14 protein-coding genes are annotated in these 21,318 nt (G+C 67.9%); 6 read left to right on the top strand and 8 right to left on the bottom strand.

The genetic code is table 11. The features are described from left to right. Nucleotides 1–205: 205 nt before the first annotated feature. Complete coding sequence (locus ABGI63_RS13285) at nucleotides 206–2,989, top strand: TonB-dependent receptor plug domain-containing protein (RefSeq protein WP_349742846.1); 2,784 nt, start codon at nucleotides 206–208, stop codon at nucleotides 2,987–2,989. Beyond that, the gene (locus ABGI63_RS13290) at nucleotides 2,989–5,109 is read left to right on the top strand and encodes a prolyl oligopeptidase family serine peptidase (RefSeq protein WP_349742847.1); all 2,121 of its coding nucleotides are present in this window, start codon (nucleotides 2,989–2,991) and stop codon (nucleotides 5,107–5,109) included. Before ABGI63_RS13285 ends, ABGI63_RS13290 begins: the two co-directional genes overlap by 1 nt. A 32-nt stretch (nucleotides 5,110–5,141) precedes the next feature. Here ABGI63_RS13290 and ABGI63_RS13295 read toward each other — a convergent pair whose 3' ends face one another. Beyond that, on the bottom strand, nucleotides 5,142–6,086 hold the full coding sequence (locus tag ABGI63_RS13295) for a 4-hydroxyproline epimerase (RefSeq protein ID WP_349742848.1): 945 nt from the start codon (nucleotides 6,084–6,086) through the stop codon (nucleotides 5,142–5,144). A 107-nt stretch (nucleotides 6,087–6,193) separates the two neighbouring features. Here ABGI63_RS13295 and ABGI63_RS13300 point away from each other — a divergent pair, with 107 nt between their 5' ends. Then, nucleotides 6,194–6,925 (top strand): AraC family transcriptional regulator, encoded by a 732-nt coding sequence (locus ABGI63_RS13300; protein ID WP_349742849.1) that lies wholly within the window; start codon nucleotides 6,194–6,196, stop codon nucleotides 6,923–6,925. A gap of 189 nt (nucleotides 6,926–7,114) precedes the next feature. Continuing rightward, entirely contained in the window at nucleotides 7,115–8,395 is a 1,281-nt protein-coding gene (locus tag ABGI63_RS13305) for a M24 family metallopeptidase (protein WP_349742850.1), read from the top strand. Here ABGI63_RS13305 and ugpQ read toward each other — a convergent pair. The 5 genes from ugpQ to ugpB form a co-directional block, all read right to left on the bottom strand. Continuing rightward, nucleotides 8,358–9,095 (bottom strand): glycerophosphodiester phosphodiesterase, encoded by a 738-nt coding sequence (ugpQ, locus tag ABGI63_RS13310; protein WP_349742851.1) that lies wholly within the window; start codon nucleotides 9,093–9,095, stop codon nucleotides 8,358–8,360. The two genes, ABGI63_RS13305 and ugpQ, sit on opposite strands and share 38 nt — an antisense overlap. Before the next feature lie 80 nt (nucleotides 9,096–9,175). Continuing rightward, entirely contained in the window at nucleotides 9,176–10,246 is a 1,071-nt protein-coding gene (locus tag ABGI63_RS13315; RefSeq protein WP_349742852.1) for a sn-glycerol-3-phosphate import ATP-binding protein UgpC, read from the bottom strand. Between the two features lie 77 nt (nucleotides 10,247–10,323). Then, the gene (ugpE, locus tag ABGI63_RS13320) at nucleotides 10,324–11,178 is read right to left on the bottom strand and encodes a sn-glycerol-3-phosphate ABC transporter permease UgpE (protein WP_349742854.1); all 855 of its coding nucleotides are present in this window, start codon (nucleotides 11,176–11,178) and stop codon (nucleotides 10,324–10,326) included. 1 nt (nucleotide 11,179) lies between these two features. Next, entirely contained in the window at nucleotides 11,180–12,067 is an 888-nt protein-coding gene (gene ugpA, locus ABGI63_RS13325; protein ID WP_266008549.1) for a sn-glycerol-3-phosphate ABC transporter permease UgpA, read from the bottom strand. Nucleotides 12,068–12,148: 81 nt separating this feature from the next. Continuing rightward, the gene (gene ugpB, locus ABGI63_RS13330) at nucleotides 12,149–13,456 is read right to left on the bottom strand and encodes a sn-glycerol-3-phosphate ABC transporter substrate-binding protein UgpB (protein ID WP_349742855.1); all 1,308 of its coding nucleotides are present in this window, start codon (nucleotides 13,454–13,456) and stop codon (nucleotides 12,149–12,151) included. Between the two features lie 498 nt (nucleotides 13,457–13,954). Here ugpB and ABGI63_RS13335 point away from each other — a divergent pair, with 498 nt between their 5' ends. Further along, nucleotides 13,955–17,905, top strand: a complete 3,951-nt coding sequence (locus ABGI63_RS13335; RefSeq protein WP_432767417.1) for a DUF3683 domain-containing protein — start codon at nucleotides 13,955–13,957, stop codon at nucleotides 17,903–17,905. A 12-nt stretch (nucleotides 17,906–17,917) separates the two neighbouring features. Here the strand turns inward: ABGI63_RS13335 and ABGI63_RS13340 are convergent, their stop codons facing one another. Further along, on the bottom strand, nucleotides 17,918–19,864 hold the full coding sequence (locus ABGI63_RS13340; protein WP_349742856.1) for a Cache 3/Cache 2 fusion domain-containing protein: 1,947 nt from the start codon (nucleotides 19,862–19,864) through the stop codon (nucleotides 17,918–17,920). Between the two features lie 335 nt (nucleotides 19,865–20,199). Then, nucleotides 20,200–20,628, bottom strand: coding sequence for a hypothetical protein (locus ABGI63_RS13345; RefSeq protein WP_349742857.1), 429 nt, complete (start codon nucleotides 20,626–20,628; stop codon nucleotides 20,200–20,202). A gap of 248 nt (nucleotides 20,629–20,876) precedes the next feature. Here ABGI63_RS13345 and ABGI63_RS13350 point away from each other — a divergent pair, with 248 nt between their 5' ends. Next, nucleotides 20,877–21,314 carry an HIT family protein gene (locus tag ABGI63_RS13350; protein WP_349742906.1) on the top strand — a complete coding sequence of 146 codons (438 nt, stop codon included), beginning with the start codon at nucleotides 20,877–20,879 and terminating at the stop codon, nucleotides 21,312–21,314. Nucleotides 21,315–21,318 lie beyond the last annotated feature (4 nt).

Genomic DNA, 21,318 nt, shown 5'->3' on the forward strand with positions numbered 1-21,318 from the left:
ATGCGCCGGGTCGTATCGAAGTGCTTCCACTGCATCGGCTGCGTCTTGTTCTGGCCCAGGGTCAACCCTGAAGCTGGCGTCTCCCTGTGGCGGCAGCGCGCCAATTGTGCAGAAATCGGCGTGCCTCGCGGCGCCCCGCATCAATACGGCCCGGCCACCGATTTCTAAGCTCGCACCTCATATTTCTACAAGCATGAGGAGACACGTGAGCAAGCCCTTCCGCACCCCGACCGCCATGGCCGCAGCGCTGCTGCTGGCCCACCTGAACACCCATGCCCAGGAGGCAGCCAAGGAAGCCGACAAGACGCTGGAGCGCGTTGTCGTCACCGGCTCCAATATCAAACGCACGCTGGCCGAGACCTCGCAGCCGCTGCAGCTGATCTCGCGCGACGAGATCAAGGCCTCGGGCGCGCTGACCGTCGGCGAGGTGCTGGGCAACCTCACCGGCAACGACCGCGGCGCGCTCAGCGACCTGGGCGGCGCCAACTCCTGGGCCAGCGGCGCCTCGGGCATCTCGCTGCGCAACCTGGGCCTGGGCGGCACGCTGACCCTGCTCAACGGCCGTCGCCTCTCCAGCTACGGCTTTGCCGACGGCCTGCAGCTGAACTTCACCAATATCGACGCGATCCCGGCCAACCTGATCGAGCGGGTCGAGATCCTGAAGGACGGCGCCTCGGCCATCTACGGCTCCGACGCCATCGGCGGCGTCATCAACATCATCACGAGCAAGGACTTCACTGGCGTCGCGCTGAACGCCAGCGCCCAGCAGTCGCTGCGCCGCAGCTTCCTGGCCGGGGACAAGTCCGGCTCCGTCACCGCCGGCCATGGCCATCTGGATGCCGAGGGCTACAACGTCTACGGCCACCTCGAGCTCTACCAGCGCGGCAGCTACAAGGACAGCGAGGTGCGCCCCCTGCTGCCCAGTTGGTACACCGACGAGAACCCGGGCCGCCTGCAGAAATCATCCGGCTCCTTCCCGGGCAACTACACCGGCGTCAACCCGGCCACCGGCAAGACCTTCACGACGGCGGCCCCGGGCTGCGCAGCGGAGAATCTGGTCGGCGGCGTCTGCCTCTACGACTACTGGCAGGACAGCGACGCCCGCCCCGCCACCGAGCGTGTCACCGGCATGCTCGGCGGCCGCCTCAAGCTGGGCAGGGATCTGACGGCCTTCACCGAGCTGCAGTTCGCCGACATCAAGGCCAGGTACCACACCGCGGCACCGCGCAGCCAGGCCGCGGGTTTCACCCAGACCTGGTACGACTCGCTGAAGGGCGAGCTGCAGTCCTGGAGCTACCCGGCGCTGCCGGTGGGTCATCCGAACAACCCGTACAGCTTCCCGGTCACCCTGGCCTACCGCTTCGTCGACAACCCGGAGATGTTCAAGAACGTCGGCGCGTCGACCGATCATCGCTTTGTGCTGGGCATCGAGGGCATGTTCGCCGGCTGGGACATCAACACGGCGATCGGCACCATGGGCTCGCGCGCCACGCAGCGCCAGCACCTCTACCTGGACCGCTTCGGCTATACCGAGGCCGTGCTCAGCGGCGAGTACAAGTTCGGCCAGACCAACCCGCAATCGGTGCTGGACAAGATGTTCCCGGAGATGGGCTCGACCGGCCGCTACCGCCAGCAGTTCGCCGACTTCAAGGGCTCGCGCGAGATCGCCACGCTGCCCGGCGGCCCGCTGATGCTGGCCGTGGGCGCCGAGCTGCGCCACGAGGAGTTCTCCCATCGCAGCATGGACAACATCCTGCAGGCGCGCATCGTCGGCTTCTCGGGTGTTGCCATCGAGGGCAAGCGCGATATGGCCGCGGTGTTCACCGAGCTGGCCGCGCCCATCACCAAGCAGCTGGAGGCCACTCTGGCGCTGCGGGGCGACAAGGTGTTCGACGGCTTCGGCGCCGTCACGCCCAAGGCCTCGCTGGTGTTCCGTCCGTTCCAGGCGCTGATGCTGCGCGGCACGGTGACACAGGGCTTCCGCGCGCCCAGCCTGCCCGAGACCGGCAATGGCGGTGCCTCCTGGTTCAACAGCAGCATCGTCGATCCCAAGCGCTGCGCCACCGCCCGCGCGCTGCGCGACGCGCTGAAGACCGGCAACGCGGCCGACCAGATCGAGGCCACGCTGGCCTTCAACGCGGGCTGCGCGGCCGGCTTCCCTTCGGCCGTCACGCCCAATCTCGACCTCAATCCCGAGCGCTCCAGCAATGCCACGCTGGGCATGGTGCTGCAGCTGGCGTCCAATGTCAGCGCCTCGATCGACTACTACTCGATCAAGCGCCGCAACGAGATCGGCGTGCCCGACATCGCGCAGATCCTGGAGAACGAGGACCAGAGCCCGGGCCTGGTGCCCCGCGACCCCGTCTCGGCGCAGGACAAGCTCTGGTCGCAGCGCGCCAAGGAGCTCACGGGCAAGGACATCGGCTTCGCCGCCGGCCCGATCCGCACGATGCGCCTGCAGTACCGCAACCTCTACAAGACCAAGGTCAGCGGCTTCGACATCGACCTGCGCAGCAAGTGGAACCTGGGCGACTGGGGCAAGCTGGACGCGGGGCTGGAGACCAATATCCAGTCCAAGCTGCTGTACTGGGACCTGAATGCGAACGCCTACCGCATCAACCGCGTCGGCTACAACGGCGTGCCGCGCGAGCGCCTGGTGCTGAAGGCCAACTGGGCCCGCGGCGACTGGAAGCTGGGGACCCGCACCTATTTCAGCGGCTCCACCAAGCTGGCCTGGGACGAGAACGATGACGACTGGTACCAGGCCTCGGGCTGCGCCGAGCGCAAGGAGCCGGACAGCCATTGCCGCATCGCGTCCTGGACCAGCACCGACCTGTGGCTGCAGTACACCGGCATCAAGCGCTGGACGCTGTCGGCCAATCTGTCCAATGCCTTCAACGAGCAGCCGGCCGTCTACCGCCGCGCCAGCAGCACGCTGCCCGGCCTGAACGAGCGCGTGCTGAAGCTCAGCGCCGAGGTGAAGTTCTGATGATGATCAAGCAAGCACGACTCCTTCTTGCGCTGCTGGCGACCTTCGCCGCCGCGCCCCTGGTCTGCGCCGCACCGCCGGCCGACCTGCCCGATCCCTACCGCTGGCTGGAGGAGGTGGACGGCGAGCGCGCCCTCGGCTGGGTGCGCGGCCAGCAGCCGAGCCTGGCGCCGCTGCTGCAGGCGCCGGGCTTCGCCAGGCTGGAGGCCGAGCTGGCCGAGGTCATGGCCTCGCCGGCCAGGCTGGCGCCCGCCGAGCAGCTGGGGGCGCAGGTCTACAACTTCTGGCGCGATGCCGAGCATCCGCGCGGCCTCTGGCGCCGTAGCGCGCCCGAGGCTTATCTGCAGGACCGGCCGCAATGGGAGACCGTGCTGGACGTCGACCAGCTCGCCAAGACCGAGGGCGAGCGCTGGGTCTGGGCCGGTGCGAACTGCCTCGCGCCGCAGGCGAGGCGCTGCCTGGTCAGCCTCAGCCGCGGCGGCGGCGACGCCCATGTGCTGCGCGAGTACGACACGGTCGAGCGCCGCTTTGTGCCGGCCGCCGAGGGCGGCTTCGCGCTGCCCGAGGCCAAGGGCGGCGCGGGCTGGATCGATGCCGACACGCTGGGCGTCTACACCGACTTCGGCGCCGGCAGTCTGACCGCCTCCGGCTATCCGCGCCAGCTGAAGCTGTGGCGGCGCGGCAGCCCGCTGAGCGAGGCGCGGCTGTTGCTGGAAGGTGCCCGGGACGAGGTGGGGCTGTGGGCCTGGGGCGAGCGCCTGCAGGGCCGGCAGCAGTTCGTGCTGGAGCGCCGCACCAGTTTCTTCGCCGGCAAGCAGTACCTGCTGCGGGACGGACAGCTGGTCGAGCTGCCCAAGCCCGACGATGCGCAGGCCCGGCTGTTCGGCACGATGGCGCTGATCGAGCTGCGTTCCGACTGGGAGCAGGGCGGCCGCCGCTATCCGGCCGGGGCCCTGATCGCGACGCCGCTGCAGGCCTGGCTGGACGGCAGGCCGCGCTTCACCTTGCTGCACGATCCGGCCCGCGACGGGGCGCTGCAGAGCCTGACGATCCTGCGGGACGCGCTGCTCGTGGTCGGCATGCGGGACGTGCGCCAGAGCCTGACCGAGTGGCGCCCCGCGGGCCGGCAATGGCAGCGCCGCGTCGTGCCCACCGGGCCGCTGGAGAGCCTCTGGGTCGCCGCGCTGGCCGGGCAGAGCTCCAATCGCTACCTGCTGACGCGCAGCGGCTTCCTGGAGCCCGCGCGCCTGCAGGCCGCCGAGGTCGGCCGCACGACGCGGCAGACGCTGCAGCAGCTGCCCGCCTTCTTCGACGCTAGCGGTCTGGAGGTGCGCCAGCTGCAGGCGCGCTCCGCCGACGGCACGACGATTCCCTACTTCATCGTCGCGCCGCGCGGCCCCGCCCCCAAGGAGGGGCGGCCCACGCTGCTCTATGGCTACGGCGGCTTCGAGATCTCGATGAAGCCCGGCTATAGCGGCATCCTGGGGCGCGCCTGGCTGGCGCGCGGCGGCGTCTATGTGCTGGCCAATCTGCGCGGCGGCGGCGAGTTCGGCCCGCGCTGGCACCAGGCGGCGCAGCGCGAGCATCGCCAGCGCAGCTTCAGCGACTTCATCGCGGTGGCCGAGGATCTGCAGCGCCGCGGCATCACGCGGCCGGAGAAGCTGGGCATCATGGGCGGCAGCCTGGGCGGGCTGCTGACCTCGGTGGCGATGGTGCAGCGGCCCGAGCTGTTCGGCGCCGTCGTCAGCCAGGTGCCGCTGACCGATATGCGGCGCTATCACGAGATGCTGGCCGGCGCGTCCTGGATCGAGGAATACGGCAACCCCGACATCCCAGAGCAATGGGACTACATCGGCAAGTACTCGCCGTATCACAACGCCGCGCCCGGCAAACGCTATCCGCCGGTGCTCTACACCAGCTCCACGCGTGACGACCGGGTGCATCCCGGCCATGCCCGCAAGATGGTGGCCCGGCTGCAGGAGCAGGGCCACGAGGTGCTGTACTGGGAGAACATCGAGGGCGGCCATGCCGGCGCCGCGACACCGGCGCAGCAGGCGCGGCTGTGGTCGCTCAGCTATGGCTTCCTGCAGCAGCGGCTGATGGGCGGGCTGGCGAACTGACGCAGCCGAGGTTGCGCGCCGAGCGGCAAGGCTCAGCGCGCGACGACACCCCAGGCGAAGGGATCGTCGGCCTCGATCAGCAGGCGGCCTTCGCCCGAGAGATGAGCGCGCCCGGTGATGCGCGGCACGATGCGGCCTTGCTCGGCCGGCGTGTAGCTACCCTCGAACAGACTGCCGATGATGCTCTCCATGCGGAAGACCGCGCCGGGCGCCAGCTTGCCGTCGGCCGCCAGGCAAGCCAGCTTGGCGGACAGCCCGGTGCCGCAGGGCGAGCGGTCGTAGGCCAGGCCGGGGCAGAGCACGAAGTTGCGCGCGTCGTGGGCCGGATCGATGGGGGCGGCGTTCAGCTCGATATGGTCGATCTCGGCGCCGTCCGCGCCGCTGATGCCGGCCGCCGTCAGCGCCTCGCGCAACGCGGCGGTGTAGCGGGTCAGCTCGCGCCAATGGGCATGCTCCAGCGGCAGCGGGCAGTCCTTGCTGATGAAGAACCAGTTGCCGCCCCAGGCCACGTCGCCGCGCACCGTGCCGTGTCCAGGTATCTCGACCTCGATGCCTGCCGCATGCCGGTAGCTTTCGACATTGGCGAGGCTGACGCGGCCGTCGGCATGCAGCTCGGCCGTGATGGTGCCAACCGGCGTGTCGATGGCATGGCGCCCCGGCTGGATGCGACCCAGATGGGCCAGGGTGCGCACCAGGCCGATGGTGCCGTGGCCGCACATGCCGAGCACGCCGACATTGTTGAAATAGATGACCGAGGCCACCGAGCCGGGGTTCTCGGGCGGCAGCAGCAGCGCGCCGACCATGGTGTCCGAGCCGCGCGGCTCGCAGGCGATCGCGCTGCGCCAGCGGTCATGCTCGCGCACCAGCGCGGCGCGGCGCTCGGCCAGGCTGCCGCGATCCAGGCCGGGCAGGGGAGACAGGACCACGCGCGTCGGTTCGCCGCCGGTGTGGGAGTCGATGTAGTCGATGTATTGCATGGCCGGCAGCATGGCTTGAAAGCCCGGCGCCATCTAGGCATGTTCCGGCCATGCACATGCGGAAGTCGGCACAATAAATACCACCGGGAGTTCCTATAGTTGAGCCCATGAGCCAGCCCCTGCCCACCCAGGTCGATGCCGAGCAGCTGCAGTGCCTGATGGACACGCTGCCGGCCACCGTGTTCTTCATCAAGGACCTGAACGGCCGCTACACCCATGCCAACATGACCTTGGTGCGGCGCCTGGGGCTGTCGCGGCGCGAGGAGGTGCTGGGGCGCACGCCGCTGGAGGTTTTCCCGCAGCGCCTGGGTGAAGCCTATGCCTCGCAGGACCGGCGCGTGCTGGCCGGCCAGTCCATCGCCAGCCAGCTGGAGGTCCATCTGTTTCCGAACCGCGCCTCCGGCTGGTGCCTGACCCACAAGAAGCCGCTGCAGGACCGACCGGGCGGCGCGATCCTCGGCCTGATGGGCGTCTCCCACGATCTGCAGCAGCCGGACGGCCGCCATCCCGGCTTCGCGCGGCTGCGCCGCGTGCTCGACCATATGGAGACGCACTTCGGCGAGAGCGTGCGCATGCAGGCGCTGGCCGGCCTGGCGGGGCTGTCGCTGTCGCAGCTCGAGCGCCAGTTCCACCGCGTCTTCCACCTGACGCCGCAGCAATGGCTGACGCGGCTGCGCATCGAGGCCGCGATGGGCCTGCTGCGCGGCGGCGACAGCATCGCCTCCATCGGCCTGGCCTGCGGCTTCAGCGACCAGAGCGCCTTCAGCCGCCAGTTCAAGGCCTCGGTCGGTGCGACCCCGCGAGACTACCGGCGCATCATGCTCGAGGCGCGCGCCTGAGTGTCATTCCGACGCGCACCCCAGATGCGGAAATTGGCATAGCCGGGACGCGCCCCAAGCTCTAGCATCTTGAGAGCGCCGCGCGCTCATCCTCCCCACGCCTGCATCGGCGCCCTGGCCGCGCCTGCGTGAATGCCCGGCTGCTGGCTTGCTGAGCCTTCACTCGCTTCGATCAACAAGGAACCCTCGATGAACGACCAGATCGGCCACCTCACGACCGCGCAAGCCCAGGCGCAGTTCGACACCCGGCGGCAAAGTCTCCCGGCGCGCCCGCCTGCCATCAGCGCCGCCGAGTATGCAGCGCGCCTGGCCAAGGCGCGTGCGCTGATGCAGGAGGCTGACGTCGACGCGCTGCTGGTCACGGCGGGGCAGTCGCTGCGCTATTTCACCGGTATCGGCTGGGGCGCGAGCGAGCGCCTCGTCGCGATGCTGCTGACCGCCGCGGGCGAGCCGCTGCTGATCGCGCCGGCCTTCGAGGAGGGCTCGCTGGACGCGGTGCTGCGCATACCGGCGGGCAAGCGCCTGTGGGAGGAGCACGAAGACCCGTACGCGCTGGTGGCGCGTGCGATGGCCGAGCGCGGCGCACGCACGCTGGCGCTGGACCCCGAGGCTGCCTTGCGCATCAGCACCGGGCTGGGCCGCCACCTGGAGGCGGGACTCGTTGTCGACGCCCAGCCCATCATCGACGCTTGCCGCATGTGCAAGAGTGCTGCCGAACTGGCGCTGATGCAGCACGCCTGCGACATCACGCTGCAAGTCCACCGCCTGGCCGCCGGCATCGCGCGCGAAGGCATTGGCACGGATGAGCTGCTGCGCTTCATCGACCAGGCGCACCGCGCGCTGGGTGCGGACGGTGGCTCCACCTTCTGCATCGTGCAGTTCGGTCATGCCACGGCCTATCCGCACGGTATCCCCGGCGTGCAGCATCTGCGCCGCGATGAGCTGGTGCTGATCGACACCGGCTGCAGCATCGAGGGCTACAACTCCGACGTGACGCGCACCTGGATCTTCGGCGAGGCGAACGAGGCGCAGCAGCGCATCTGGGCGCTGGAGCGGGCCGCCCAGCAAGCCGCCTTCGACGCGGTGCGCCCCGGCGTGCCTTGCGAGGCGGTGGACGCCGCCGCGCGCCGGGTGCTGGAGGCCGCCGGCCTCGGCCCCGACTACCGCCTGCCGGGGCTGCCACACCGCACCGGCCACGGCTGCGGCCTGTCCATCCACGAGGCCCCCTATCTCGTGCGCGGCAACCGGCAGCCGATGGCGCCGGGCCACTGCTGCAGCAACGAGCCGATGATCGTCGTGCCGGGACAGTTCGGCGTGCGGCTGGAGGACCACTTCTACGTGACGGAGAACGGCGCGCAGTGGTTCACGCCGCCATCGATCGCGATTGATCGGCCTTTCGCCGACCGCTTTCCATCTGCAGCCGCCGACCCTCTCACCCCGCCGGCGCGAACCTGTCCACCGCATCGGTGATGATGCCGTCGACCCCATTGCCGATCAGCCACTCGGCCGAGGCGGGGTCGTTGACGGTATAGACCAGGGCTTTCAGCCCGGCGGCATGCAGCTGCTCGACCAGGGCTTGGTTCATCAGCGCATAGTTCGTGATCACGGCGCGGCATTGCAGGCGCAGGGCTTGTGCCAGCCAGCCATCCGAGAGCTTGTCCAGCAGCAGGCCGCGTGGCACGGCGGGCGCGGTTTCGAGGGCGCCGGCCAGGGCCTCGGGCTGGAAGGAGCTGAACAGCGGCAGCAGGCCCGAGCCAGCCCACAGGCGCAGCACCTCGCGGCCCACCACCTGACCGGTGACGAGTTCCTGACCCGGCGTCGGCTTGATCTCGATGTTCAGCGCGAAGCGGTTCGCGATGACGTAACGAGCCAGCGTATCCAGGCTGGGGAGTGGCTCGCCGGCATAGGCGCGGCTGTGCCAGGCACCGGCATCGATGCGCGAGAGCTCGGCCCAGGGGCGCTCACCGGCCACGCCGCGCTCGGGCGTGGTGCGGTTCAGCGTCGCGTCATGCAGCAGGAAGGGGATGCCCTCGCTGCTGAGCTTCACATCGCACTCGAAGGCGCGATAGCCATGCCGTGCGCCCTCGCGGAAGGCGGCCAGCGTGTTCTCCGGTGCGAGCTTGCCGGCGCCGCGATGGGCGATCCAGAACGGCATCGGCCAGTCGCTCATTGGTGCACCCTTCGGCCTGCGGCCTGTCCCGCCATGCGGGAGCGAGCTTGCTTGGGGCGGCCCTGCGCTGCGCTCATGACTCAGCTCCCGACGCGCTTTTGCGTCTGCGCGTCGAACCAGTGCAGCTGCTTGTCGCTGAGCTCCAGCATCAGCGTGTCTCCAACGGCCGGCGGCACCAGGGTGCCGTCGATGCGCAGCGTGAACTGCTCGCTGCCCAGACGGCCATAGACCAGGCGCTCGGCGCCCAGCATCTCGATCATCTCGACCTTCAGGGGCCAGCCGCTGCTGGCATTCCAGTGGTCCAGATGCTCGGGGCGCAGGCCCAGGATCAGCTCGCCTTCGCGCGGCGCCGGGGCCGGCAGGGCCAGGGTGATGCCGCCGACCGTGAAGCTATTGCCCTTGGCCTGGCCTTTCAGCAGATTCATCGGCGGCGAGCCGATGAAGCTGGCGACGAAGGTGGTGGCGGGGCGCTGGTAGACCTCCTCGGGCGTGCCGATCTGCTCCATATGGCCGCCGTTCATCACGATCATGCGCTGGGCCAGTGTCATCGCCTCGACCTGGTCGTGGGTCACGAACAGCGAGGTCACGCCCAGCTCGCGGTGCAGCTTCTGGATCTCGAGCCGGGTCTGGGCGCGCAGCTTGGCGTCCAGATTGGACAGCGGCTCATCGAACAGAAAGACCTGCGGGTTGCGCACGATGGCGCGGCCCATCGCGACGCGCTGGCGCTGGCCGCCGGACAGGGCGCGCGGCGTGCGGTCCAGCAGATGGCCCAGCTCGAGGATCTTGGCGGCCTTGTCGACGCGGGTCTTGATCTCGGCGATCGGCACCTTCTTGATCTTCAGGCCGTAAGCCATGTTCTCGAACACGCTCATATGCGGGTAGAGCGCGTAGTTCTGGAACACCATCGCGATATCGCGATCGGCCGGTTCCACATCGTTGACGACGCGCGGGCCGATGGCGATCTCGCCGCCGGAGACTTCTTCGAGCCCGGCCACCATGCGCAGCAAGGTGCTCTTGCCGCAGCCCGAGGGGCCGACGATGACGATGAACTCGCCGTCCTTGATCTCGGCGTTGACGCCGTGGATCACCTGGTTGGCCTTGGGGCCGTGGCCATAACGCTTGACCACATTGCGAAGGGAAATGCTTGCCATCTTGTTTGCTCTACTTTTGTTCTCTAGTCCGCTGGGAACAGCGCTGGCCGCAGCGCGGCGCTACGTCCCGCAAGCGATCATTTTTCGGTGTCCACCAGGCCCTTGACGAACCACTTCTGCATCAGCATCACGACCAGGGCCGGCGGGATCATCGCCAGCAGCGCGGTGGCCATCACGACGTTCCACTCGGTATAGGACTCGCCGGTGATCAGGCGCTTGATGCCCATCACGACCGGGTACATATCCTCCTGCGTGGTGACCAGCAGGGGCCACAGATACTGGTTCCAGCCATAGATGAACTGGATCACGAAGAGCGCGGCGATGCTGGTGCGCGAGAGCGGCAGCAGCACGTCCTTGAAGAAGCGCATCGGCCCGGCGCCATCCATGCGCGCGGCCTCGACCAGCTCGTCCGGCACCGTCATGAAGAACTGGCGGAACAGGAAGGTGGCGGTGGCCGAGGCGATCAGCGGCACGGTCAGGCCGGCATAGGTGTTGAGCATCTTCAGGTCCGACACCACCTGGTAGGTCGGGCCTATGCGCACCTCCACCGGCAGCATCAGCGTCACGAAGATGGCCCAGAAGAAGAAGCTCTTGAAGGGGAAGCGGAAGTAGACGATCGCGAAGGCCGAGAGCAGCGAGATCGCGATCTTGCCCAGCGAGATCACCAGCGCGCTGATCAGGCTGATCTTCAGCATGGGCAGGGCTGGCGGGATCTTGCTGCCGGCGCTGGTCTCGCCGCCGAACAGGGCCAGCTTCCAGGTTTCCAGCATATGGTCACCGGGCAGCAGCGAGAGCGGGCGGCTCTGCGCGATCTGCTCGGCGCTCTGGGTCGAGGCGACAAAGGTCAGGTAGACCGGGAAGGCCACGATCAGCACGCCGAGTATCAGCGTCAGATGGGCCAGCACGGTGAGGGCGGGGCGACGTTCGATCATGTCAGTACTGCACTTTCTTCTCGACGAAACGGAACTGCAGCACGGTCAGCGCGATCACGATGACCATCAGCACCACCGATTGCGCGGCCGAGCCGCCCAGGTCCAGGGCCTTGAAGCCGTCGTAGTAGACCTTGTAGACCAGGATGGCCGTGTCCTTGCCCGGGCCGCCGTGGGTGGCCGCGTCGACGATCGCGAAGGTGTCGAAGAAGGCGTAGACCACATTGATGACCAGCAGGAAGAAGGTAGTCGGCGAGAGCAGCGGGAACACAATGGTCCAGAAGCGCCGGGCCGGACTGGCACCGTCGATGGCGGCGGCCTCGATCAGCGATTTCGGGATCGACTGCAGCCCCGCCAGGAAGAACAGGAAGTTGTAGGAGATCTGCTTCCAGACCGCGGCGACCACGATCAGCGTCATCGCATGGTTGGAGTTCAGCAGGTGGTTCCAGTCGGTGCCGGCGGCTTGCAGCATGTAGGAGACCACGCCGAAGGAGGGCGCGAACATGAACAGCCACAGCACGCCGGCCACCGCCGGCGCCACCGCATAAGGCCAGATCAGCAGGGTCTTGTAGGCGAAGGCGCCCTTGATCACACGGTCGGCCATCACGGCCAGCAGCAGCGCGATGGCCAGGCCGAAGCCCGCCACCAGCGCGGAGAACAGCGCGGTGATCTTGAACGAGGCCAGATAGCTCTCGTCACTGAAGAGCTGGCGGAAGTTCTGCAGCCCCACCCACTCGGTGGACATGCCGAAGGCATCCTGCTGCTGCAGCGACTGCAGCAGCGCCTGGCCGGCCGGCCAGAAGAAGAACACGGTGATGACGATGACCTGAGGTGCCAGCAGCACCCAGGGCAGCCAGCCCGATTTGAAAAGCACGCGTTTTTCTACGGACATGATGTCCCTTCCCAAAAGCATCAACCCGCCGCCCCGGTTTCCCAGGGCGGCGGGTTCTATCGATCATTCAAAGCGAGGAGCTTAGCCCTTGTTGGCCTTCTCGAAACGCTCCAGCTGTTCGTTGCCGCGTTTGATCGCGGCGTCGATGCCTTCCTTGGCGCTCTTCTTGCCCCCCCAGACCTGTTCCATTTCCTCGTCGATGATGGTGCGGATCTGGACGAAATTGCCCAGGCGCACGCCGCGCGACTTGTCGGTGGTCTTGCGGATCATCTGCACCACGGCCACCTCGGTGCCCGGGTTTTCCTTGTAGAAGCCCGACTTCTCGGTGGCGTTGTAGGCCTCCTTGGTCACCGGCAGATAGCCGGTGCGCTTGTGGCTGTCGGCCGCCACATCGGTGCGGGCCAGATAGCTGAAGAAGGCGGCCACGCCCTTGTACTCGGGCGCCTTCTTGCCCGACATCACCCACAGGCTGGCGCCGCCGATCACGGTGTTCTGCGGTGCGCCGGTCACATCGGGGTAGTAGGGCAGCGGCGAGATGCCGAAGCCGAACTTGGCATTGCGCTTCACATTGGCATACAGGCCCGAGGAGCCGGTGGTCATCGCGCACTCACCCGAGACATAGGTGGCGTCGGCCGCATTGCCGCGGCCCTTGTAGACGAACAGGCCCTGCTTGGACATGTTCGCCAGGTTCTCGATATGGCGCACATGCAGCGGGGTGCTGAAGTTCAGTCGCGTGTCCAGGCCGCCGAAGCCGTTGTTCTTGCTGGCGAATTCGACGTTGTGCCAGGCCGAGAAGCTCTCGAACTGGGTCCAGCTGACCCAGCTGGTCGTGAACGGGCACTTGTGGCCGCTGGCCTTGAGCTTGGCGGCGGCCAGTGCCACCTCGGGCCAGGTGGCGGGCGCCTTGTTCGGGTCCAGGCCGGCGGCCTTGAAGGCGTCCTTGTTGTAGTGGAACACCGTGGTCGAGCTGTTGAAGGGGAAGCTCAGCATCTGGCCGTTGGGGGCCGTGTAGTAGCCGGCCACGGCGGGCACATAGGCGCTCGGGTCGAACTTGGCGCCGGCGTTCTTCATCACCTCGCCCACCGGCACGATGGCGCCCTTGCTGGCCATCATCGTGGCCGTGCCGACCTCGAAGACCTGCAGGATGTGCGGCGCATTGCCGGCGCGGAAGGCGGCGATCGCGGCCGTCATCGACTCGTCATAACTGCCCTTGAAGGTGGGCACGATCTTGTAATCTTTCTGGCTGGCGTTGAAATCCTTGGCCAGATCATTGACCCATTCACCCAGGGCGCCGCCCATGGAATGCCACCACTGGACTTCGGTCTGTGCTTGCGCACCGGTGGCAAGGCCGGCGGCCAGCAGCGCGGCGACGAGGTGTTGTGCTTTCATTGTCTTGGATGCTCCGTTATTCGACAGGGCTGGTGTGGATCATGTGGATCACAGCATGAGCCAACAAGCTTATGTGTCAATTGTGACATCCGTGTTGTGACATGGTCGCCGCGTCCGGGCAATAGGGCCTGGCCCGGGTGTGGTGCCCGATGCGCCTGAAGACGGCGTCGGCGCCATCATTTGGTGCGCCGCCATTGGCGTGCGCGCCACAGCCGCCTGTCCATACCGCCCCAAACAGGCGGGTCCGGCAAGGGCTCTCGGCCGTGCGCAGGGCGGGCATGCTGCACTGCGGTAGGATCACGGACCCGACGCGAGTGGGGTTGGCTGCCGGTGTGATGCCGGTGTGCGCACCTGATGAGGCTGCCGCCCGCATCCCCGCCAGCAGGTCACAAGCCCGGCGCGTCGATGCAGATCGAACGAGAGATTTCCAGCTTTCGCCGGGTGTTCCGCCTTGACCGGCTGCCCGGCCAACCAAGGGTGCGCAAGCGCCTGGCCGCCATGAATGCACCGCATCCGCTGATGCCTGTCGACCCGACCCACACCGCCGCCGCCGGGCATGAGGACGCCCCGCACGCCGCCCGGCTGCGCGAGATTCCCTATAACTACACCTCCTTCTCCGACCGCGAAATCGTCATCCGCCTGCTGGGCGCGCGCGCCTGGGAGCTGCTGAACAAGCTGCGCGAGGAGCGCCGCACCGGCCGCTCGGCCCGGATGCTGTACGAGGTGCTGGGCGATATCTGGGTGGTGCAGCGCAACCCCTATCTGCAGGACGATCTGCTGGACAACCCGAAGCGCCGGGGCCAGTTGATCGAAGCGCTGAACCACCGGCTGCATGAGGTCGAGAAGCGCCGCGACCCGGCCAGCGACCCACAGCGCGACGCCTCGGTGGGCGAGCTGCTTGCGGCCGCGCGCCGGGCGGTGCAGCAGTTCTCCAGCCAGTTCGACGAGGTGGCCGAGCTGCGCCGCCGCGCCACCAAGCTGCTGGGCAAGCGCACCGCCAAGGACAATATCAAGTTCGACGGCCTGTCGCGCGTCTCGCATGTGACCGACGCGACCGACTGGCGGGTCGAGTACCCCTTTGTCGTGCTGACCCCGGATACCGAGGCGGAGATGGCCCATCTGGTCAAGGGCTGCATCGAGCTGGGCCTGACCATCATCCCGCGCGGCGGCGGCACCGGCTATACCGGCGGCGCCGTGCCGCTGGTATGGAACAGCGCGGTCATCAATACCGAGAAGCTCGAAGCGCTGCGCGGCGTCGAGGTGATGGCGCTGCCCGGCGTCGACAAGCCGGTCGCGACGATATGGAGCGAGGCCGGCGTCGTGACCCAGCGCGTGGCCGACCTGGCCGAGCTGCATGGCTATGTGTTCGCGGTCGATCCCACTTCGGCCGAAGCCAGCTGCGTTGGCGGCAATGTGGCGATGAATGCGGGCGGCAAGAAGGCCGTGCTGTGGGGCACGGCGCTGGACAATCTGGCCAGCTGGCGCATGGTGACGCCCGAGGCCAAGTGGCTGGAGGTGGTGCGGCTCAATCACAACCTCGGCAAGATCCATGATGTCGAGACGGCCAGCTTCGAGCTGCGCTATTTCGATGCGAGCGGCAAGAAGCTCGAGCGCACCGAGGTTCTCAACATCCCCGGCCGCACCTTCCGGAAGGAAGGCTTGGGCAAGGATGTCACCGACAAGTTCCTGGCCGGCCTGCCCGGCATCCAGAAAGAGGGCTGCGATGGCCTGATCACCAGTGCCCGCTGGGTCGTGCACAAGATGCCGGCCCATGTGCGCACCGTCTGCCTGGAGTTCTTCGGCAATCCGAAGGACTGCGTGCCCTCCATCGTCGAGATCCGCGACTTGATGTTCGCCCTGTCCAAAAAGCCCGACGGCGACACAGGGGAGGGACGGGGCCCCTCCCCCGTCCTGCTCGCGGGCCTGGAGCATCTGGACGACCGCTATCTGAAGGCGGTGGGCTACGCGACCAAGAGCAAGCGCGGCGGCCTGCCCAAGATGGTGCTGGTCGGCGACATCGTCGGCGAGGACGCCGATGCGGTGGCGCGAGCGACCAGCGAGGTTGTGCGCCTGGCCAACGGCCGCAGCGGCGAGGGCTTTGTCGCGATCAGCGCCGATGCGCGCAAGAAGTTCTGGCTGGACCGCAAGCGCACCGCCGCGATCTCCAAGCACACCAATGCCTTCAAGGTGAACGAGGACGTCGTGATCCCCTTGCCGCGCATGGGCGAGTACACGCTGGGCATCGAGCGCATCAATATCGAGCTCTCCTTGCGCAACAAGCTGGCCCTGGTGGACGAGCTGCAGGCCTTTTTCGAGCGCGGCAATCTGCCGCTGGGCAAGACCGACGATGCCAGCGAGATCCCCAGCGCCGAGCTGCTCGGCGACCGCGTCGCGCAGGCGCTGAGCCTGCTGGCCGAGGTGCGGGCGCAGTGGCAGCAGTGGATGCAGGAGCTGGATATAGCCCGAGGCGAGGAACGCAGCTTCTTCGACCAGCTGCAGGACCACAGCCTGCGGGCCTCGTGGAAGACCCAGATCTTCAAGCCGCTGCAGGACATCTTCAGCGGCGGCGCCTTCGCGCAGATCCTGGACGAGTGCAAGCGCATCCACAAGGAAGTGCTGCGCGGCCGCGTCTGGGTGGCCCTGCATATGCATGCCGGCGACGGCAATGTGCACACCAATATCCCGGTCAACTCCGACAACTACCAGATGCTGCAGACGGCGCACGAAGCCGTCGCCCGCATCATGAAGCTGGCACGCAGCCTGGACGGCGTGATCTCGGGCGAGCACGGCATCGGCATCACCAAGCTGGAGTTCCTCAGCGATGCCGAGCTGGCGCCTTTTGCCGACTACAAGGCAAGGATTGACCCCGAGGGCCGCTTCAACAAGGGCAAGCTCTTGCGCCTGGGCGGCCCCGAGTCGCTGACCACCTATGCCGATCTGACCAATGCCTACACCCCGAGCTTCGGGCTGATGGGGCATGAGTCGCTGATCATGCAGCAGAGCGATATCGGTGCGATCGCCGACAGCGTCAAGGACTGCCTGCGCTGCGGCAAATGCAAGCCGGTCTGCGCCACCCATGTGCCGCGCGCCAATCTGCTCTACAGCCCGCGCAACAAGATCCTGGCGACCTCGCTGCTGGTTGAGGCCTTCCTCTACGAGGAGCAGACCCGCCGCGGCGTCTCGATCAAGCATTGGCAGGAGTTCGAGGACGTGGCCGACCACTGCACGGTCTGCCACAAATGCGCGAATCCCTGCCCGGTCAAGATCGACTTCGGCGACGTGACGATGAATATGCGCAACCTGCTGCGCAAGATGGGTCAGAAGAGCTGGCGCCCCGGCAATGCCGCCGCGATGCTGATGCTCAACGCCACCAATCCCGAGACCATCAAGCTGGCCCGCAGCGCGATGGTGGGCGTGGGCTTCAAGGCCCAGCGCCTGGCCCACGACCTGCTGAAGACCTTTGCGAAGAAACAGACCGCCGCGCCGCGCGCGACCCTGGGCGCCGCGCCGATCAAGGAGCAGGTGATCCACTTCATCAACAAGAAGCTGCCGGGCGGCCTGCCGAAGAAGACCGCGCGCGCCTTGCTGGACATCGAGGACAAGGACTACGTCCCCATCATCCGCAACCCCAAGGCGACGACGGCCGAGACCGAGGCGGTGTTCTATTTCCCGGGCTGCGGCTCGGAGCGGCTGTTCAGCCAGGTCGGCCTGGCGACCCAGGCCATGCTCTGGCATGCCGGGGTGCAGACCGTGCTGCCGCCAGGCTATCTGTGCTGCGGCTATCCGCAGCGCGGCTCGGGCCAGTTCGACAAGGCCGAGAAGATCATCACCGACAACCGCGTGCTGTTCCACCGCGTCGCCAACACGCTGAACTACCTGGACATCAAGACCGTGGTGGTCAGCTGCGGCACCTGCTACGACCAGCTGCAGGGCTACAAGTTCGAGGACATCTTCCCGGGCTGCCGCATCATCGACATCCACGAATACCTGCTGGAGAAGGGCATCACGCTCGACAGCAAGCAGGCCTTCCTGTACCACGACCCCTGCCACAGCCCGATGAAGCTGCAGGACCCGATGAAGACGGTCAAGGCCCTGGTCGGCGCCGAGGTGGTCAAGAGCGAGCGCTGCTGCGGCGAGAGCGGCACGCTGGGCGTGACCCGCCCCGACATCTCGACCCAGATCCGCTTCCGCAAGGAGGAGGAGCTGCGCAAGACCGAGACCCAGCTGCGCGAGAGCGGCAAGGTCGCGGCCGCCGAGAACCTGAAGATCCTGACTTCCTGCCCGAGCTGCCTTCAAGGCCTCTCACGCTATGGCGGCGATCTGCAGAACGGCCTGCTGGAGGCCGACTACATCGTCGTCGAGATGGCCAATCAGATCCTCGGCAAGGACTGGATGCCGGAGTACGTGGCCAAGGCCAACGCCGGCGGCATCGAGCGCGTGCTCGTGTGAGCGGGCAGCAGCTCAGACGCGAAAACGTCCGACCTGCTGCACCAGCTTGTCGGCCTGCTCCTGCAGGCTCTCGGCGGCGGCCGTGCTCTGCTCCACCAGGGCCGCGTTCTGCTGCGTGCCCTGATCCAGGTCGGCCACGGCGGCATTGATCTGGCCCACGCCTATGGCCTGCTCGCGGGCGGCGGTCGAGATCTCGCCGATGATGCCGGCCACGCGCTTGACGCTGCCCAGGATCTCCTGCATCGCCGTGCCGGCCTCGCCGACCAGGCGGGCACCGGACTCGACCTTCTCTGAGCTGCTGCTGATCAGGCTGCGGATCTGCTTGGCCGCCTCGGCGCTGCGCTGCGCCAGCACCCGCACCTCGCTGGCCACCACCGCGAAGCCGCGCCCCTGCTCGCCGGCGCGGGCCGCCTCGACGGCGGCGTTCAGCGCCAGGATATTGGTCTGGAAGGCGATCGAGTCGATGGTGCCGGTGATCTCGGCGATCTGGGCGCTGGCGCCGCGGATCTGCTCCATGGTCTGCACCACCTGCGCCACCACCTGCCCGCCATGCTCGGCCGCCTGGTCGGACGCGCCGACGAACTGATGCGCCTGCTCGGCGGCGGCCGCCGTTTGGCTCATCGAGCCGGACAGCTCTTCCATCGCGCCGGCCGTCTCCTGCAGGCGGCTGGCCGACTGCTCGGTGCGCTGCGACAGGTCGCGGCTGCCGGCCGCCACCTCGGCGCTGGCCAGACCGATCTGGTCGCTGGCGCGCGAAACCTCGGCAATCGTGCCCGCGAGCTGCTGGCGCATGGTTTCCACGCCGGTCGCCAGCGCGCCGATATCGTCCCGGCGCGCGACGCCGACCGGCTGGGTCAGATCACCATCGGCAATCGCCTGCACCGCGCCGTTCAGCGCTTCCAGCGGCTGGCCCACCCAGCGGCGCAGCAGCGCGGTGATGCCCAGGCCCAGCACCAGCACGGCCAGCATCATCAGGCCCCACAAGGCCTGCAGCGAGCGGTAGTGCGCGGCCAGCGCGGTCGATTGCGAGGCCTCGGCCACCACCCACCAGCCGGTGCCCTCGCTGCGCTGCGCGACCGCGAAGGCGTCGTCGTGCTTGTCGTTGTACAGGGCCGGGGCCTCGCTGAGCAGGCCCTTGGGCGCCTCGGCCAGCGCCTTCAGCAGGCCCTCGGCACCACCCGGTAGCAGCTCGGCCAGCTTCTTGCCTTGGGCGCTCGGATGGGCGCGCAGATAGGCGTCGGCGGCCGACTTGGCCGGGTCGATGATGTAGAGGCCGCCGCTCTCGTAGAGCTTCACGGCCTGGGCCATCGCCACCAGCTCCTGCTGCAGGCCGCGCATATCGAAGCCGACGAAGAGGATGCCGACCACCTGGCCCTGGGCGTCCTTGATGGCCTGGTAGCGGGTCATGAAGGGCACACCGAACAGCGTGGCCGGGCCCACATAGCTGCCGCCGGCCATCATCTTGGCGAAGGCCGGATGCTGGCTGTCCAGCAGCGTGCCCATCGCGCGCGAGCCGTCCTGCTTGGTCAGCGAGGTGGTGACGCGCATGAAGTCCTCGCCCTTGCGCGCGAAGATGGTGGCCACGCCACCGGTCTTGGCGCTGAAGCGATCCACCAGGCCCAGCTCGCCGGCCAGGGCCTGGCCGTCGTGCGTCAGCTCGGCCTCGCCCTGCAGCGCGAAGCTGCCGGTCAGCTCGGCGGCCAGCACCGCGTAGAGCCGGTCGGCGGACTGGCGGGCGGTGCGGTCCAGTGCATCGGCCACCCGCGCGACGGCGGCGGCCTCGCTGGTCATGTAGTCGACGCTGCGCTGGCGCGCCTGCTCGGTCAGCAGCCAGGAGATCAGCGCGCAGATGGCGATCAGCAGGGCGGCAATGCCCAGGCAGCTGATCAGCGAGACGCGGCGCGCCACGCTGGCGTAGCCCAGGGTCGATGCACGGGGGTCGGAGTTGTCGATTCTCATGATGCTCTTCGGTGGCGAGCCAGGCATTGCGATGCGCACGCGCGGCTCTCGCTGCAGCCGGGTGGGCTCAGCGGGGTCTATGCATGGGGATCGGTGCTATGCCGCAGAGCGAGCCCGGAGGGCGTGCTCGCCTTGTCTATGCGGCTGGCGCTGGTGCTTGGAAGAGAGGCGCGGTCCGCGCCTCGCACTCGCCCGATCGGGCAAGGGCGCAATGTACGGTAATCGCCCCCTCACGGGGGCGCGGAGCTGTCAGAAACCCAGCAATTGCGGCTTGATCTCGATCAATCCGTGACAAAGTTGGCCGCGCTGTCTGTCGCGCCGCCGGCGTTGCGCTGTCAGTTTTCCTGCAGCGCCACGCGATAGCTGCCGTCTTCGTCTTTCGGCGCCACGAAGCTGATCTCGAAGCTGTAGAGCTGGCCGTCCGTGGCCTGCTTGGTGCACTGCATGCCGCTGACCGCGCGGCGCACGGCCATGCGGTAGGCCAACGGCCCGCCCTGCGACTTGACCTCGGTGGTGTCCTCGCCCTGCAGGCGGAAGGAGACGCGCACCGTGGCCTCCTGCTCTTCGAGGTGCCAGGACTTTTCCAGTGCGTCTTGCAGCGTGGCGGCGACGCCGGGGCAGCTGCGGCTGACATCGCGGCGCACCGGCTCGCCTTGCTTGCCGCTGACTTCGACGCGCTTGAGCCCCTCGGGTTGGGCTTGGGCCAGGCCGGCGAGCAGAACCAGTGCGGTGGCGCTCAGTGTGCGGTAGAGGGTCTTGGTCATGGGAATCTCCTTGATCGATGGCTGTCGGTGGGTGCGAAGAACCGGAGCGCTCGCTCCGGAACATGGGCACAGCCTAGGGTTGCCCCTGGGGTCGGACCAAGGTCGCCGCGACCAAAAGCCAAAGTCGGGTGATGATCGGCCGGAATTCGCGACGAACTGATTTCGTCACAAGCCCCGCTGCGACGGGCCTGCCGTGCCGGAAGTCATGACGAAGCCGCGCGTCCGGTTACAGTGCCGCTGCCATGGACATCACCACTCAATCCGACTGCCCGCTGTGCCGCGACGACGGCGGCCTGCTGATCGCGCAAACCCCGCTGTGGCGCGTGATCCGCGCCGACGAGGCCGCGTTCCCGGCCTTCTATCGCCTGATCTGGCGCGCCCATGTGGCCGAGTTCAGCGACCTCGACGCCGCCGCGCGACTGGCCTGCATGGAGGCCGTCAACCGCATCGAGACGGTGCTCAGGCAAGACCTGGCCCCCACCAAGATCAATCTCGCCAGTCTCGGCAATGTCGTGCCCCATCTGCACTGGCATGTGATCGCCCGCTTCGACTGGGACAGCCACTACCCCAACCCGGTCTGGGGCAGCGCGCAGCGCCCCGCCGACGAGGCCCGGCTGGCGGCGCTGCGTCAGCGCCTGCCGGCGCTGGACGCGGCCATCGCGGCCGCCGTGACGGCCGCAGCCTGAGCCC

The organism is Roseateles cavernae, from assembly GCF_040187885.1.
GTDB classification, from domain to species: Bacteria; Pseudomonadota; Gammaproteobacteria; order Burkholderiales; family Burkholderiaceae_C; genus Roseateles_E; species Roseateles_E cavernae.